Below are 15905 nucleotides of genomic sequence, written 5' to 3' on the forward strand. Positions count from 1 at the left end.
TTATCCCCACGCGAAGCCTGCGGAAAGGACAGATCAGACAATGTTAGGCATCCTCATCGGGAAGCTGGTCACGTGGCTGCTTCGTTTACGCGGCAAAGACGCAACCAGTTTTCCGGGTAAAGTGGCCTTGAAAGTGTCACCCAAATTGCTCCATCAGTTCGGGAAAAAAATCGAGCGCGTCATCGTCGTGACAGGTACGAACGGAAAGACGACGACAACGTCCCTGCTGGCTTCGATGATCCAGCATGATGAACCAGTGATCACCAATCACAAAGGTGCGAACTTGGTACAGGGCATCGCGACCGCCTTTCTGCAACATGCAAACTGGCGAGGTAAGCTCGCTGCGAAAACAGCCGTCATTGAAGTGGATGAAGCTACCTTTCCGCTCATCGCAGATGCTTTCCCAATTGTGGTGACGGTGGTTACGAACGTATTTCGCGATCAGCTGGACAGGTACGGAGAGCTTGACGCGACAGTCGAAAAGATTTTTTCAGCCATCCGTAAGACCAATTCCTGCCTGGTTCTCAATGCGGACGATCCCATCTGCCGAAACTTGGGACTTCGAGCAAGTCGCAAGACATTTTACTATGGCATGGCACACGACACAGCTCGTCACTCGGAACGCCGGCAAATGCGGGATGGGCAGTTCTGTATGCAGTGTGGTCAAGAACTGTTCTATGATGCATTTTGGTACGGACAGCTTGGTCTCTATCGTTGTTCACACTGTGACTTCACGCGACCGCATCCAGAGTTCGTCGGCGTGTATCAAGGGAAGACGATGACACTTTCCGAGGACAGTCTACCTGACATTCAACTGTCGATGCCTGTCCAGGGCCTGTACAACGCCTACAATGTACTCGCCGCAGCGAGTGCTGCCCGTGTCGTCGGCTTGTGGGCTGGACCGATTCACGACGGGTTGGCCGACTATATTCCCCCAGATGGTCGGATGCAGTCATTTGCAACGGCTGCGCCGGTCACACTCAACTTGATCAAGAACCCAACCGGTTGCGATAGTGTCGTACAAGCTGTGGTCACGGAACCGGGCGGCAAGATAGTCGTGATCGGCATCAACGATCTAGCCGCCGACGGACGAGACGTCTCCTGGTTGTGGGATGCCGACTTTGAGTTGCTGAGTGAGGACGACGGTATTTCACGGTTTATCACAAGCGGCTTCCGCGCTGAGGACATGGCTTTGCGGCTAAAGTATGCCGGGATTGACGAGAGCAAGATAACCATCGAAACGGACATGAACAAGGCGGTGGATTTAGCCATTTCCTATGGCGTGGAAGAACATCTACCAGTCTTCGTTCTAAGCACGTATACACTGCTTCATCCAACGGTTCACAACCTATCTGCAAAGGCGAGAGAGAATGAGTCAACGAACTTTGAATATCGCGCATCTGTATCCTGACTTACTCAACTTATATGCGGACCGAGGAAATATCCTCACACTCGTCCAGCGGCTTCGGTGGCGCGGGATCGACGTCACGGTTACAGAAGTGACACATCGGGATACCCCGCGGCTGTCGGCTTATGATCTGGTGTTGCTCGGTGGCGGATCGGATCGGGAGCAGGAAATTGTTGGTGAGTACCTGTACAAGTTTCATGAGGATTTCCGTCAGGCGATTGAAAACGGGCTGCCAGTTCTCGCGATTTGCGGCGGCTATCAATTGCTTGGGGCCTATTATCAGCTTCCAAACGGTCAGAAAGTGGCCGGGTTGGACGTCCTGGATTTGTATACAAGCGCAGGTACCGGACTGCCTCGTCTCATCGGCAACGTGGCCATTGACAGTCCGTATGGTGTCATTATGGGATTTGAAAATCACGGCGGGCGGACGATTCATCACCACGATCCCCTTGGCAAAATCCTACAGGGCCACGGCAATGATGGTGAGAGCGGATTTGAAGGGGTTCACTACAAAAACGTCTGGGGGACGTACATTCACGGGCCGCTACTTCCCAAAAACCCTGGTTTCGCGGACGCCGTTTTGGCCACAGCCCTGGAATATGCAGGACAGCCTGCGACACTCGAACCCCTCGACGATCACGTCGAACAAAACGCCCGCCGAGCGTTCCTCGCTCGGCGCATGCCTGAAGTGGATATCCGTCTGCTCGAGGGTGACTCGAACGGTGTGACGGCTGAAACTCCCTAAATCAAGCAATTGTGTTATACATTCGGTTTTTCATCTTCGTATAAGTATCGCTTGAGGACAGTGCGAACATCGTCAGGAATGGCGGATGCCTTTTGTGTCTTGTAGTCAAAGTGCACAACCGTCACCGTGGTGTCACACAAAGCTGTGCCGTCCATGGCAAGCAGCCGCGTTTCCATGTCGGCGCTGGAGTTGCCGATGCGACTGAACCACACTTTCGCTTTAATATCACGATGGTCTGGAAATTTTGTTTGGTGGAGGAACGTGTAATTTGCTTTAGCAAGGATGAGCGGAGGCGTAAACCCGCCAAACTGTTCCTCCATAAAGGCGATTCTGGCTTCTTCCGCGTATGTAGCATAGCTGGAATTGTTCACGTGCCCGTACATATCTGTGTCTCGGAACCGCACGCGAACAGACGTCTCAAATACCATTTGTTCCTATCCTTCCTACACGCGAGCTGATCACTTGTAGCCGGTCACTTCGAGCCGATCACTTCTATCTGATCACTTCTATCTGTTGCGCTTTGTGACGATGGCGACTGTACAGCGGGAGATACAAACCAAGTGATTCCTTTCATCTGTGATCCGAATATCCCACACCATTGTCGTGGCACCGCGGTGGACAGGCGTTGCAGTGGCTGTGACCGTGCCCTCGCGGACGGATCGGACATGGTTTGCATTGATTTCAAGGCCAACGGCCGCTTTGTCATCTGATTGCAGATTCAAATGAGACGCGATACTCGCTGCTGATTCCGCCAGCGCGACACTGGCACCGCCGTGCAACAAGCCCATGGGTTGATGTGTTCGCTCGTCCACCGGCATCGTAATGACCACTTTATCCGGCGTCGCTTCGATGATCTTCATCCCCAAGTGATCCATGAGGGTATTCTGCAGCATATCTTCCATCATTCTCTCTCTCCTTTGCGCACAGTAATTGTACTACATTTAACAGCTTGTCCGAAGCGCATCCTGCCCCCTCCCCAGTGGCCCGCACAGGGATGTTTCGAATCGCTCCCACATCTCTTTCCGGGGATTCACACTTCGTAATGGGCAAAAAACGCCTTCCGATCACGCCACGTCTGCATGATTAACTGCCACTGAGCGCGCTCGGCGTCGCCAGCGGGTTTTCTGACGGATAGATGCAGCAAGTAGATCACTTCTCGGGGGATTTGGAGAAACGCACGAAAGGCCGTCTGCATCGGCTCGGAAATGGCGTCCCACCCGTACCCCTGCAACAAATGGTCTGCGAGACCCGTTGAGAGATTGCACGTGTTCATCGCGGTCTTGGCTAACTCCTCCATGGCGTATCCTAAACTGACCCGCTCCCAGTCAATGAGAATCGCCTTCTTGCCCTGGTACAGCACGTTTGGAATGGTCACATCGCCGTGAACGATCTTAGGCTCGAGTTCGCCGGCCAGGGAGGTCAAGGTACGAACGGATCGAGTCATCGTTGCTTGGAGGAATGAGGACTCCCGTTGCAAGAAACGATCGACTTGTACAGGTAAGTTTCTATATCGATGCCGTCTGAGAATTTCCTTGGCGTTCATAATGGGACGAAGACGGTGTTGTAAGGTTGGAATTTGGAACTCCTTGGAACGAGTACCCACGTGAACTTCCCTAAGCAGCAAGCCGAGAGCCATGGCGTCATCGTAGGAGTGTTGAAAAGAACGGCCCTCCACCCAGTCAACAAGGTAATAGGCCTTCGAACGATATAGAGTGGACGGCGCACCATCCGTGGTCAGATGCCACTTCGGAACGCCGAGGATTCGTAACGAAGATAGGGTTTGATATCGCCCATAGAGTTGTTTTAGTGTGAGAAAACGGTTTGAATATCGTTTCAGTTTAAATGTACCTTGCCTCGTCTTGACCCGTGCCGCAACGTGCGACGTGTATAGGGAATCATGCCACGAGACATCCGTCACATCCAGGTTGTACTCTGCTTTGATGAGGGCGACCACATCGTGCTCCGTCATCTCATGCATGTCACCCACTTCCTTTCGCCGTGTATGTCATAACGGTATGACACACAGGGCGAAAGGGTACTTCTGCCGCTCACATCGAATCCTCTTGGGGATGCTTCGTTCACGGGCCCCTAAGAGATGTACAGCGCCTGTGTAGGGCACAAGCACGGCTGTAAGACAAGGGCTCGGCATGGCGTTCCTGCATTGCGCCATGCGAGCGTCATTTCATCCGCTACGGTGACGGCTTGTTCGGGTTTACACCAAGCAAGCATGGTTGGACCTGCTCCACTCAGCGTTACAGTCAACGCACCCGCTGCTGTCGCAGCCAAGGCCACCTCTTCTGCGCTGGGTACAAGTGGCATTCGGTATGGTTCGTGCAAATTGTCGATGAGCCCGCCACGCAGCAAATTCAAGTCATTCGTTGCAAGCGCGAGCATCAATCGCGCAGACTGTGCAACGTTTTCAATGACGAGCGACCGATCATACGTCGACGGCAACACTTTTCGAGCCGCTTCTGTACTGAGCGCGAAGTCGGGGGTGGCTGCGACAAAGCGCAGACCATTCGGAACGGGAAAAGACGTCGTTCGCAGTCCCGCATTCGTGTGATACGCGAGGATCCCCCCGCCAAATAGCGCCGGCGCTACATTATCCGGGTGTCCTTCGATTTCCGTGGCAATCTTGAGAATATCGTCGCGGGACAGCATCCGATCCGGCGCCACCAGTTCCACAACAGCATTCCCAAGCACCAACCCGCCCACGATGGCAGAAGCACTGGAGCCCAGACCGGACGACACGGGCACTTGGTTCTCCAAATGAAGCGAGAACGTTGGCAGGCGCGCGTCGTCGACGTCCGCTTCCAGAAACACTCGTCGCATCGCCTTGACTACGACATTGTTCTCTCCTCGGGGGAGCCGTTCGGCTGACTCGCCCGTGACTTCCATGGAAAACGGTTGGCCCAGCACCAGCCTGAACGTATTGTATAAGTCTAGCGCGAGTCCCAAACAATCGAAGCCTGGACCCAAGTTGGCGCTCGTCGCTGGAACGCGCACCACGATGGAGGAAGGCATCGTCATGCATGGCCTCCTAAAAGTGATTCAACGGCGACTTTGTCACAGTCAACCACTTCCGTTACATCGCCTGCCAACCGAATAGCGCTGTCGGGATCCTTCAGCCCATTCCCTGTGAGGACACAAACTATCGTTTGACCGGGTGTGAGGTGACCAGCCCGATGACGCTTGAGGAGACCCGCCACACTCGCCGCCGACCCGGGTTCTGCAAATATTCCTTCACGTGCGATAAGTCTGTACGCCTCAGCAATCTCATCATCTGTGACATAATCGATGGCACCGTCAGACTCCTTTGCAGCATTCACTGCCTTGTCCCACGATGCTGGTTTGCCGATGCGAATGGCTGTCGCGAATGTTTCCGGGTTTTCAATTGGCTCATTGCGCACAATGGCTGCAGCACCTTCTGCCTCAAACCCGAACATCCTCGGCGTCTCTGCCACCTTGCCCGCTTGGTGGTAGGCTTTGAAACCCATCCAATAGGCACTGATATTACCTGCATTGCCTACTGGAATATACAATCCATCTGGGGCATCCCCGAGAACATCGCAAACTTCAAATGCGGCTGTCTGTTGCCCCATGAGACGATATGGATTGATAGAGTTGACAATTTCCATGCCAAGGGGCTCAGCGACATCGCGAACGATGTCGAGGGCAGCGTCAAAGTTTCCCCGCACAGCCACGATTCTCGCACCGTATTGAACCGCCTGGGCCAGCTTGCCAAGTGCCACGTACCCGTGCGGGATGAGGATCACCGCGTTCATACCTGCGCGTGCTGCATAGGCAGCGGCCGCAGCGGACGTGTTGCCCGTGCTCGCACAAATGACTGTTCGCTTCCCCGCCTCTTTCGCTTTCGCGACGGCCAGAACCATACCTCTATCCTTAAACGATCCGGTGGGATTGGTACCCTCGTATTTCAGGTAGACGTGAACACCAACTTGTTCACTCAATTTGTGCGCGTAAATTAACGGCGTATTTCCTTCATGTAAACTCAGTTTCGGTGTTTGTTCTGAAACGGGCAGCCATTCACTATAGGCAGACAACAAACCCGGCCATCCACTGAGACCTGTTTGACCCTCTCTCATTCCGCCAGACTCCTTTATCTATTTGTTAGAGGTTGTCCGACCGTGCCCCTATGGGGGGCACGGTCGGACACACTATTACACTGAATTTTCGTGGAAAACGGGCATATCGTCAATGCTAGATTTCCTGGTCTGGAAGAGAATACGAAAATGTCTCTCCGTGATGGTGGATGACAATGGCGTCCGCCATCTCGCCCGCCACTTTCTCAAGCCGCTCCAAGGGCTCCTTCGGTGGTTCTTTCGAGAGAACGAACGTATCATGGTGCATTGGGACAAGATAGGCTGCTCCTGTCGCGAGGAACATGTCCCACGCCTCTTCAGGGGTACAGTGAGCGTCCTTGAAATGCGCCGGGGCGTAAGCACCGATGGGCATGCAGGTGACCTGTGGATTGAACGCTCGCACGCCACCTAAGTCAGGCGTGTACGCTGTGTCGCCAGCAAAAAATATGCTGGCTCCGTCACGCATCATGACGTAACCGAGATATCCTTGGTCTTTATTCCACGGATATCGACTCCCCCAGTGTTTCACCTGCTGCCCAACGACGGTTACCCCAGAGGCGAGCGTGAGCGTTTGATCTGGGCTCAGTTCGTGTACCGCACCGGGCTTAAAGCGGCGAATCAGACGAGCCGTTCCAGGTGCCGTTACAACTTCCGTGTTGGGGCCGATGACGCGTTTTAAGCTAGGGTAGTCAACATGATCCATGTGGGCGTGTGAGAGGAGGACAACATCGATGGGCGGGCATTCATCCAACGTGATCGCTGGTGCGACGTGACGCTTCGGGCCAATGGTGAAAAACGGTAAATTCATGCCTACGCGACTGGAGAACACCGGATCGGTCAGGATATTGACTCCACTCATGCGAATTAACAATGTGGAGTGACCAATCCAAGTGATATATACGTCGTTGTCTCCCCATCTGTCGAAACTGGGTTTGTGCTTAGGAGTTCGATAGGCAGGCTCTGGCCAACTAACCGTAACTCGACGATAGACAACATTTACAACGAGGCTAATGACGATAATGAGGAAACAAATACCGATCGCGATCTTCAACAACAAAAACACAGATACCGCTCCTATGAGACAAGATTGAGCGAAGATAGAGCTTTTTCGACAGCCACTCCTTGACACCCTTCGCGCCGCTTTTGGCGTATGCTCGAAGATATCAGACGTGCCGTGCTCGCGAAGGAGGTCCTTCAGTGAACTATTTTAACACGTCCAAGTACGCCCGCGGACAGTTAACGGCCCTCATGCTTGCCATATGTGTTAGCTTCACGGTGTTCGCGTGGCCCAGTGAGCTATCAAAAGAACGCGCCATGCTTGCTCAAAATCCAAATTTCACATTCGCGCCAAATAACCACTCACAGACGGGAAGTCTCGTCCAATCTCACGCGGCCCCCAAAACATTCCGAGTGTCGCACTCGTGCAAAGGCGGACAACTCCACAAATACAGTACGGTGGAACCAGACGACGTACAAACCGGTGTCTGATCACCCGTCCGAAAGAGACACATACGGAGGATCAGACACCGGATTCGGATGGATGCACAGAGCTACGAGGCCGACTTTGGCACAACGGTAGAAACGACCATTTGCTCCTTGCTCAAATGCTCTCCTAAACGCTTATTTGCTTCGTTCAATGTAAGGCTGTCAAGGACTTCGACTGTTTGCAAAAAGTCGACGCCACGCAACCGATAGCTTGTGTACGAGCGTGCGACGTAGGACACTTGATCCAAACTCATGATAAAACGACCCAGTGCTTTCTTGCGGGCCCGCTCGAACGCGTCCTCGTCGATGCCATTGTCTTTCATTTTCGCGACGTAAGTTTCCACTCGCTTTGCCAATTCCCCAGGCTTGGGTGCATTCCCGCCGACAACCGTGTACCCGTATTGCGACGTTAATTCATATTCCCAAGAAAATCCCTTGTCGATCAGCCCTTCTTTTAACAGCTCACTGTAGAACTCACTTGTTTTCCCGAACAAGGCATCCAAAACAATCCCTGTGAGCAGTTCTTGTCGCATCAAATCAACGTTTTCTTCCGGCAGCGCTTTCTCTTTCCAACCGATGAGGCAGCGCGGCGACGCAACAGGCAATTTTGACTCAAGGTGTGTTGCCTTCGGAGTCGTAGGTTCCTCGGGGTACACGCGTTCTATCGTCGGAGGCGGTCCAAACGACTTGGCCGCTTGATTCTCCTCAATCCACCCCATTACTTCGCGGGCATCAAACCCACCGGCAATAACAAGGATCATATTACTTGGATGATAAAACGTGTGGTAACACTCGAGGAGCGTTTCTCTGTCTATCTTGTAGATAGACTCAACGCTCCCAGCAATGTCGATACGCACCGGATGCGACTCGTACATGGCTGAAAGCAGGTCCATGAAGACCTTCCGATCTGGATTGTCATCACCCATACGAATTTCCTGCGCAATGATTCCCTTTTCCTTATCCACGTTTTCGTCCGTTAAGTAGATTTTCTGAACGAAATTGAGCAATGTATTGATGTTTTCCTGTAAATCTGATGTACCGGAAAAGTAGTACGCCGTCTCATCGAATGTCGTAAACGCATTGACAGATGCACCGTGCTCGGCGAACCGAGAGAACACCTCTTGCTCTTCATCCTCAAACATCTTGTGTTCGAGAAAGTGTGCAATGCCGTCTGGTACACGAGTGCGCTTGCCATCACGTATGAATTCGTTGTCAATAGAACCGTATTTGGTCGCAAACATTGCGAACGTCTGTTGAAAGCCTGGGCGCGGTGCTAGATACACCGAGAGACCATTGTCGAGTCTCTTCTCCACGATCTCAATTCCGACCGCATCCCTCCGGCCCCTCGTTTCGTTCGTCATGATGCATCCCCCTCACCCGTCAAGAAGTAAATGGTGTGCGGTTGAACCGCTTGGGCCGCTTGGACGATGTCTTCCTTCGTTACACTTTGCAGGGCCTTGAGCATATCTTCGATATCGCGCTCTTTCCCACTCAACACACCGTTGTAGTGCCAGTTTGCGAGGGCTGCGGGCTGATCTAGTAAAACCGTGTACTGATTCTGCAGACCACGGAACGTAAAGTTGATTTCTTCGTCAGATACGTCGCCAGCTTGGATTGCGGACAGTTGTTGGTCAATGATTTGTCGAGCTTGGTCGTAATTTTTCGGATCAATACCCGTCATTACTGCCAGCGCCCCAGTCATCCCATCGTGGTGTGACCAGACACTGTAAGCTAGTGAATGCTTCTCACGGACGTTGAGGAAGAGCTTCGAATGCGCAAAACCACCGAATACGCCGTTCATCATGAGCAGGCTCGGATAGTTCTCATCCGCGAAGTTGACGCCCGTCCGATAACCCATGTCCAGTTGTGCCTGGGCAACATCCTGATGCTCAGTGACCGTCTGAAATTCAGCTCTTGCCTCTCGGGAAAGCGGTTCGACCCGAAATGCGGTTCGACTTGAGTCCGAGGGGAAAACACGCCCGAGTTCGCGAATCAATTTTTCGGCCAGAGCATGCGCGTTTTCAAAGGGGCCCACAAGGTAGGCGTGTACTTCGGAAGCCTGAAAAACGGATTCGTACGTGCGGTAAAGTTTGTCGCTAGTCAAATCACCGAGTTCGTCAATAAATCCAAGGCGCGGTAAAGCAGCGGGAGAATCCTCTGCTACTTCCGCCATACACCGCTGAAGCGCAAACCCCATCTTGTCGTCGCGGGCGGCTTCGATGCGGCGCCGATGCAGATCGATCTCCTGCGCCACCGCCTCGTCACTGAATGCGCCGTGACCGGCGGCGTGATCGAGCAGGACTTGACAGACCAAATCAGCCGCTTGCGCCACGACGTCATCTGCCGTGAGTCGGCTCACATCTGGGATGCTCGCTGCCGCCTCAAAAACGTGATATCCGGCACGTTTACCGAGACTGGTGCGGATCACCGAACCGTAGAGATCGTCTGCAGCTATTTGCAAGTCTCGCGTGCTCGGATGTGTCTTCGTCCCATTCATCCACATGTATGGCAGCAGAGACATCGCCGTGACCGTATCCCGAACCAGCGGCGTGTGCAAGCGAATCATTAAATCTTTCGTTCGAAAGCGCGTGTGCGGCAAAATGTGCACATGAATACGCCCGTCCGATCGCGTTGTAAATGTACTCAACAATACCAACTCCCACCAGAGGGTCATCCTCAACATTATACCCAAACGTCGGTCAACGAATGTGGTATAGTGTATTGAATATTCCTTTCCCTAACAATGTAGGTGAATACTATGCAACGGTTAGGCAGCCGTATCGTTCAATTTTTAATTGGTCTTGAAGTGTATGAATTGGCGAGTCTGTTCATGCTTGGTTCACTTCTCGTTGTCTTCATCGTGTTCCCGGCGCGTATTCACCGTGTGATCGGGATCGGCAATGGTCCACCGTTATTGGCTAACCTGGACAGTCTTTTCCTACACAACACCACTTGGTTATATATCGGATTGAGTATTTGTATGAGCATATGTGTCTATGCGACGCGGGACAAGCGACACATCTACGCGAAACAACTCCACCGCTACGCCCGAGTGGTCATGACGTTCATCGCCGTTCTTGTCGTATTCGACACAATCAACTTTTACATCACGGTCTTTAACCCGTTCGATCACGATGGCCTCCTTCGCCACCTAGACACCACTTTGTTCGGCTCCACGCCAGCCACATGGTTTGACGGAATGACGTGTTTTCCCCTGACGCTCATATTCTGCGGGGCGTATGCCTCGTGGTTTTTCATGACATACTTTAGTGTCTTTGTCTTCGCGAGACACAGTGAACGAGCAATGAAAGAATATGTGACCGCTGCGGTCCTCGCCTTTTACGTCGGTTACACGACATACTTTTTTGTGCCCGCAATCGGCCCTGTTTTCACAATGAGTTTTCATCACACTATCGGGCCGCTCATCAATCTTGTCGACGGCATGGGCCCATTTCTCAGCCGTGACTGCTTTCCCAGTCTGCACACTGGGCTATCAGTGGTCATGATGATTTACGCTTGGCGTTACAGACGTCGCCTACTATGGTTTTATGTACTCGATACCACGCTTATCATTTTGTCAACGATGTATTTACGTGTCCACTACGGCATTGACCTCATAGCTGGCGCTGCACTAGCCGTCGCCGTCTGTCAAATTGCACCTGCTGCAGTCGCTAGGTGGAGTCAGCGCGAAGTTTCGAATCCATGGGACCAGAGAAAACCTTCAACCCACGCCAAACAAGACGAATGGTCCGAATTGGCCTAGAGGAAAACTCGGCTTTGGCAATATGTAATGCTTGCGCGTACTCGCTCGGCTAGTATATGATTACGAAAGTGTTGGAATAGCTTGTGTAAGGAGGCGTTCCTGTTGGCATTTATCATTGCTTCCGCTTGCATTGGTGAAAAATCTGGTGACTGTGTGGAAACTTGCCCGGTGGATGCAATCCACGAAGGCGAAGACCAGTTCTATATTGATCCGGATCTTTGCATTGACTGCGGCGCTTGCGAAGCCGTTTGCCCGGTGTCGGCAATCTTCCAGGAAGATTTCCTTCCTGACGAAGAGAAAGAATACATCGAAAAGAACCGCGCATTCTTCCAAAAGTAAATCTCGCTCAGCGAGGATTACACCAGTTTTTCACAGGACTGCCCCGTATGGGGCAGTCCTTTTTTTGTGGCAGGTCGGGCGGTGTGGGTGACGGTGGCAGCGGGCGATAGAGCCGGCGGTGGCGGTCGTGACCGGGCGGTTGCAGGTGGACGGTGACAGCGCGTCTCATAGATGACCAGGCGACAGGTCTGTGTCGCGCGGACGGGACGGCGTCTGGGTGGCGGCGACAGTAACAGCCAACGGGATTCAACAGCAACGACCTTACCCGGATTGGGGATGGATTGTACACTAGATAAAACAAATTAAAAAAGGCTGATATGAACTCGAAGTCTACGCGAGGTGCTGTGAAATTGGGGAATGTCTGACCTTTGTGTCGTCTGGCGCAGGAAGAGAGGACCTGCAGTGCCTTATTAACCAGTTGCACCTACCATCGAGTGATTAACGGAACCCGGTGGCCCTATGTGACCATTTTCAGCAATTCGTCGGCTATAAGGTGGCCCTTACGGCATCCTGGTCCGCTATCCCCCGCGAATACGCCAACTAGAGTCGAACTATGGAACAGGAGACCGTTAATCGGGATTTTCGCCCCCCCGGCTCCACCAGCCCCACCCACCAGCCCCACCGCACGCACCAACCTGCATCACGACGTTGGATTCAGGCGTTTCCGGGCGCCTGAGGAGGTCTTCTCCAGTTTGCCCTCGTTTGTGTGCTTCCGACCGCCGGGTCGTTTGCCACCAATTCGGTTCAATACAGGTCGAAGCACCGCCCATGCACCTAGTTGAGTGAGGCCGAGTGCGAATGACAACCAACTCAGTTTTCCAAGGTTGCCGGGCGATTGATGACGGCAAATGACCAAGAACAGGACGATCCCTGTAATTCGGCCTAAGTTTTCGAAGGATTCGCGAACAATGATGTGCGTTGATGTTGGCATATCCTTGTCTGGCATACTTTCCATTCCGTCATAGACGAATCCCTGAAGAGGTACCAAGAAAAACGGCAGAGACGCCGCTGATATGCAACCGTAAATGACAATGCTCGGTGCCCGGATGGGAACGAGAAACAGCGTGGCGGCAATGGCCATGCCGATGGCGCCGGACGTGAAAAGGCGGGATCGAAATTTGCCAGACCAGCGGCCGGCCAGAAAAAACGCCAGAAACGATAAACCACCTTGGAGGAGCAGGAATTCACCCAGCTTCATTTCGCTTCCTGTGGCTAAAAAGACGAGCAGCCCGATGAGAAACATGAATACGCCTTCACGCATGCCGTAAATAGAGGACGCAGCCATGAGTCGCCACCATGGAGAAGATTTGAGTTTCGAAAACCCTCGTAGGATATGTAAGCGCGACATGGGGGCGCTTCGAAGGCGAAAGCTGAGTATTGTCGCGGCCAAAAACAAGGCGAAAGAAATCCCGAACACAATGTGGTAACCAGTCAAACCACCGAGAAATGCGTCCTCCCGGCTGATGAGAACACCAGCGATAGGCGGAGCGATCACGCTGGATATCGACGTCACGACACCGTGAATACCGAAAAACGGCTCGTGTCCACCCTTATCCGTGTATTCTACACTTAGGACATCAAACGCCAACCAGTAGAATCCGGCTGCAAAACCCATGAGAATTCCCAAGAGGGCAGGCATTTTTGCGGCGCGTTCGCCTACCATGAGTGTGATGGCGTAAAAGACGGCGTGTAATGCGATCCCTATTCGCAAAGACATGGCAGTCGACGTCATTCTCGCCATCCATCCCGCCAGGACAAACGTAAACGGGAGGCAGATGAAGACAAGCAGATTGTACCAAGCAATAGCGGCGAAACTGTGATCCACTTTAAAGACGAAAATATTGATGAACGTGTTCGACAAACTGATGGATAGATGAAAAAACCCACTGACGACAAGCAACCACCAAGCCATCGGTGGTAAACGATAACCGTGTTTTGCCAAAGGTCGCACCTCCCGCTGTGACGTGTCAAGGCTTGGCAATTGGCCCGAGGATAGTAGCTTACCCCGTAGACCTCGTTGGCACTCATGGCAATTGTCCGTTTTCCGTATTCAATGACGCCGTCCCGCGTGTCCAGGCTTGCAGTACCTCCTGTTTCTCTTGACTCGATTGACGCTCGTTGTCAAAGTAGGCGTCGAGCAATTTCCGAGCAAGCGGTACGGCCACGTCGCTCGACTCCCCGCCACCAGGAACCATGACTGCGATGGCCACCCGTGGATTATCTGCAGGCGCGTACCCGATAAACAGCGAGATGTCCGTCTTCTTACCCCACTGACTGATCTCCGCAGTTCCTGTCTTGCCGGCTGCCGTGTACCTAGCGCCGATAAATGGGCGGTAGGCGGTCCCACCCGGTTGATTGACGGCACGTACCATACCCAGCTTGACGGCGCGAAGGTGTTCGGGTGGGATGTGGACGTGATCGATCACGCGCGGCTTCACTCGCGAAATCACTTTCTTTCCGTCAGATGAGAGGATGGAATCCAGTAAATGCGGCTGTAAACGGGTGCCGTTATTGGCAATCGTCGTGGCATAGACGGCGAGTTGGAGTGGCGTGAATTCCTGCATTTGTCCGATTGCAGCAAATGCGTTGTCGTACAGTAGTCCGGCGTTGGGAACGTAGTGTTGTTCTTTCATCGTTTGTTCTGATGCAAGGAGATCGTAGGGAACGATCCGGTGATGGATGCTGTCGTTGGCATAAAAGCGGCCTGCCGCTTCGCCGGGTAGATCGATCCCCGTTTTCGGCCCCAGCCCAAAGTGCCACTCTAAGTCGAACATCCTGTTGAGTCCGGCGATTCGTTCCCGCTGATTCCACACACTCAAACTACGTCCCCCTAGGGGGCCATCGTACCAATGCGCCATCCACATGCCCACTTGATACATAAACGTGTCGCAGGACTTTTGAATGGTGGTTGGCACGTCGACGGTTCCATGCCCTCCCGGCATCCAGTCGTGTGCCTCGTAAGTCCCAACCATCAGCTTCCCATTGTCCTGAATGGTCGAGTAAGGTGTGATGACACCACTTGCCATCGCCGCGAGAAGATTGACCGGTTTCACAGTCGACCCGGGATAGCGCGGACTGGTCAATGTATGGTTAATAATCGGCGTCAATCGCGTATTGTTGATGTATTTTTCGTGCTTGTCGTATTCCCCCGCGTCCACAAACCACTCCGGGTTGTAATATGGATAACTCACCATTGCAAGGACACCACCCGTTTTGGTGTCCAGCATGACGGCCTCAGCGTCCGTGGGATGGATGTGCAGCTTGTGGTGAACGTGATCGAGTTGGTCCATGACGAGCTGCTGAGCCGTGCCCTGCAAAGACGCGTCGAGGGTCAGGCGTAGACTTTGGCCAGGTGTTGGTTCTGGAGACATGCCGAATGACTTGATAGGTACACCGGAGCTGGTGATCTGCCACACACGATTACCGTGTTTCCCCGCCAGTGTCGCCTCATATTGACGCTCAATGCCGGTAATCCCCACTTTCTGCTCCGGCAAATAGCCTGCCTTTCGGTATGAATCAGCAGCACTTGCAGGCTGTGGTTGGATGTAACCGAGAATATGTCCGCCAAGGCTTCCATACGGGTAAACACGTCGAACATCTTCGACACACTGAATGCCCGGTAACTGAGATTGATGCTCAGCAATGTAGGCAATCTGCTTGCGCGATGCGTTCTCGTATAACTGAATTTCCTTGTCACCGAGGTTTTGTGTCATACGCTTAAGCAGTTCATCCTCCGGAACGTGAAGAACCGGTGCGAGACGGTGCGCCAATTGAGGGTAAAGCTCTTTCTCCACGCCAAACCGACTGAGTACAACACTCACGGACGGGGCATTGTACGCGAGAACATTCATGCCTTTGTCGTAGATCCAGCCGCGATTCGGCATGACACCCAAATAAGTCGATAACGTCTGCCCCGCCCTGTCATGAAACGATTTACCACGCACGACATCGAGGTAGCCCAGGCGAAGAATGAGTGCGAGAACGGCCGCAACGACGAAACTGTATATCCAAACCAGGCGTCCCGCTCGCGGATTCTCTTCCCATTTCACGTCTAAATCACCT

The 15905-nt window shown here is 53.0% G+C and carries 15 protein-coding genes; 5 read left to right on the top strand and 10 right to left on the bottom strand.

Annotation, left to right across the window (positions count from 1 at the left end; translation table 11 throughout):
- Positions 1–40 precede the first annotated feature (40 nt).
- Both NZD86_RS15900 and NZD86_RS15905 read left to right on the top strand, forming a co-directional pair.
- Positions 41–1411 (top strand): Mur ligase family protein, encoded by a 1371-nt coding sequence (locus NZD86_RS15900; RefSeq protein ID WP_268043029.1) that lies wholly within the window; start codon positions 41–43, stop codon positions 1409–1411.
- Positions 1371–2153: a type 1 glutamine amidotransferase gene (locus tag NZD86_RS15905; RefSeq protein ID WP_268043030.1), complete on the top strand. Its 783-nt coding sequence runs from the start codon at positions 1371–1373 to the stop codon at positions 2151–2153. Before NZD86_RS15900 ends, NZD86_RS15905 begins: the two co-directional genes overlap by 41 nt.
- 14 nt (positions 2154–2167) lie before the next feature.
- On the opposite strand, the gene NZD86_RS15910 is transcribed toward NZD86_RS15905, so the two are convergent.
- From NZD86_RS15910 to NZD86_RS15935, 6 genes are all read right to left on the bottom strand, one after another.
- On the bottom strand, positions 2168–2581 hold the full coding sequence (locus NZD86_RS15910) for an acyl-CoA thioesterase (protein ID WP_268043031.1): 414 nt from the start codon (positions 2579–2581) through the stop codon (positions 2168–2170).
- Between the two features lie 78 nt (positions 2582–2659).
- Positions 2660–3043, bottom strand: a complete 384-nt coding sequence (locus tag NZD86_RS15915; protein WP_268046898.1) for a hotdog fold thioesterase — start codon at positions 3041–3043, stop codon at positions 2660–2662.
- 140 nt (positions 3044–3183) lie between these two features.
- Complete coding sequence (locus NZD86_RS15920) at positions 3184–4131, bottom strand: aminoglycoside phosphotransferase family protein (protein WP_268043032.1); 948 nt, start codon at positions 4129–4131, stop codon at positions 3184–3186.
- Positions 4132–4241: 110 nt separating this feature from the next.
- Positions 4242–5183, bottom strand: a complete 942-nt coding sequence (gene thrB / locus NZD86_RS15925; RefSeq protein WP_268043033.1) for a homoserine kinase — start codon at positions 5181–5183, stop codon at positions 4242–4244.
- A complete protein-coding gene (thrC, locus tag NZD86_RS15930) occupies positions 5180–6259 on the bottom strand; it encodes a threonine synthase (protein WP_268043034.1) in 1080 nt (359 codons plus the stop codon). Before thrC ends, thrB begins: the two co-directional genes overlap by 4 nt.
- Before the next feature lie 115 nt (positions 6260–6374).
- Complete coding sequence (locus tag NZD86_RS15935) at positions 6375–7319, bottom strand: MBL fold metallo-hydrolase (protein WP_268043035.1); 945 nt, start codon at positions 7317–7319, stop codon at positions 6375–6377.
- Between the two features lie 134 nt (positions 7320–7453).
- On the opposite strand from NZD86_RS15935, the gene NZD86_RS15940 reads away from it, so the two are divergent.
- Positions 7454–7744, top strand: coding sequence for a hypothetical protein (locus NZD86_RS15940; RefSeq protein WP_268043036.1), 291 nt, complete (start codon positions 7454–7456; stop codon positions 7742–7744).
- A 62-nt stretch (positions 7745–7806) separates the two neighbouring features.
- On the opposite strand, the gene yfmH is transcribed toward NZD86_RS15940, so the two are convergent.
- Positions 7807–9102, bottom strand: a complete 1296-nt coding sequence (yfmH, locus tag NZD86_RS15945; RefSeq protein WP_268043037.1) for an EF-P 5-aminopentanol modification-associated protein YfmH — start codon at positions 9100–9102, stop codon at positions 7807–7809.
- On the bottom strand, positions 9099–10388 hold the full coding sequence (yfmF, locus tag NZD86_RS15950) for an EF-P 5-aminopentanol modification-associated protein YfmF (RefSeq protein WP_268043038.1): 1290 nt from the start codon (positions 10386–10388) through the stop codon (positions 9099–9101). The genes yfmH and yfmF overlap by 4 nt, the downstream gene beginning before the upstream one ends.
- Positions 10389–10499: 111 nt before the next feature.
- Between yfmF and NZD86_RS15955 the strand changes: the two genes are divergently transcribed.
- Together NZD86_RS15955 and NZD86_RS15960 are read left to right on the top strand one after the other, a co-directional pair.
- Positions 10500–11504: a phosphatase PAP2 family protein gene (locus tag NZD86_RS15955; RefSeq protein WP_268046899.1), complete on the top strand. Its 1005-nt coding sequence runs from the start codon at positions 10500–10502 to the stop codon at positions 11502–11504.
- A 102-nt stretch (positions 11505–11606) separates the two neighbouring features.
- Positions 11607–11843, top strand: a complete 237-nt coding sequence (locus NZD86_RS15960) for a 4Fe-4S ferredoxin (protein ID WP_268043039.1) — start codon at positions 11607–11609, stop codon at positions 11841–11843.
- A 640-nt stretch (positions 11844–12483) separates the two neighbouring features.
- On the opposite strand, the gene NZD86_RS15965 is transcribed toward NZD86_RS15960, so the two are convergent.
- Positions 12484–13794, bottom strand: coding sequence for an MFS transporter (locus NZD86_RS15965; protein WP_407655177.1), 1311 nt, complete (start codon positions 13792–13794; stop codon positions 12484–12486).
- A 73-nt stretch (positions 13795–13867) separates the two neighbouring features.
- Positions 13868–15892: a peptidoglycan D,D-transpeptidase FtsI family protein gene (locus NZD86_RS15970; protein ID WP_268043041.1), complete on the bottom strand. Its 2025-nt coding sequence runs from the start codon at positions 15890–15892 to the stop codon at positions 13868–13870.
- Between the last annotated feature and the right edge of the window lie 13 nt (positions 15893–15905).

It is taken from the genome of Alicyclobacillus dauci (assembly GCF_026651605.1).
GTDB lineage: Bacteria > Bacillota > Bacilli > Alicyclobacillales > Alicyclobacillaceae > Alicyclobacillus > Alicyclobacillus dauci.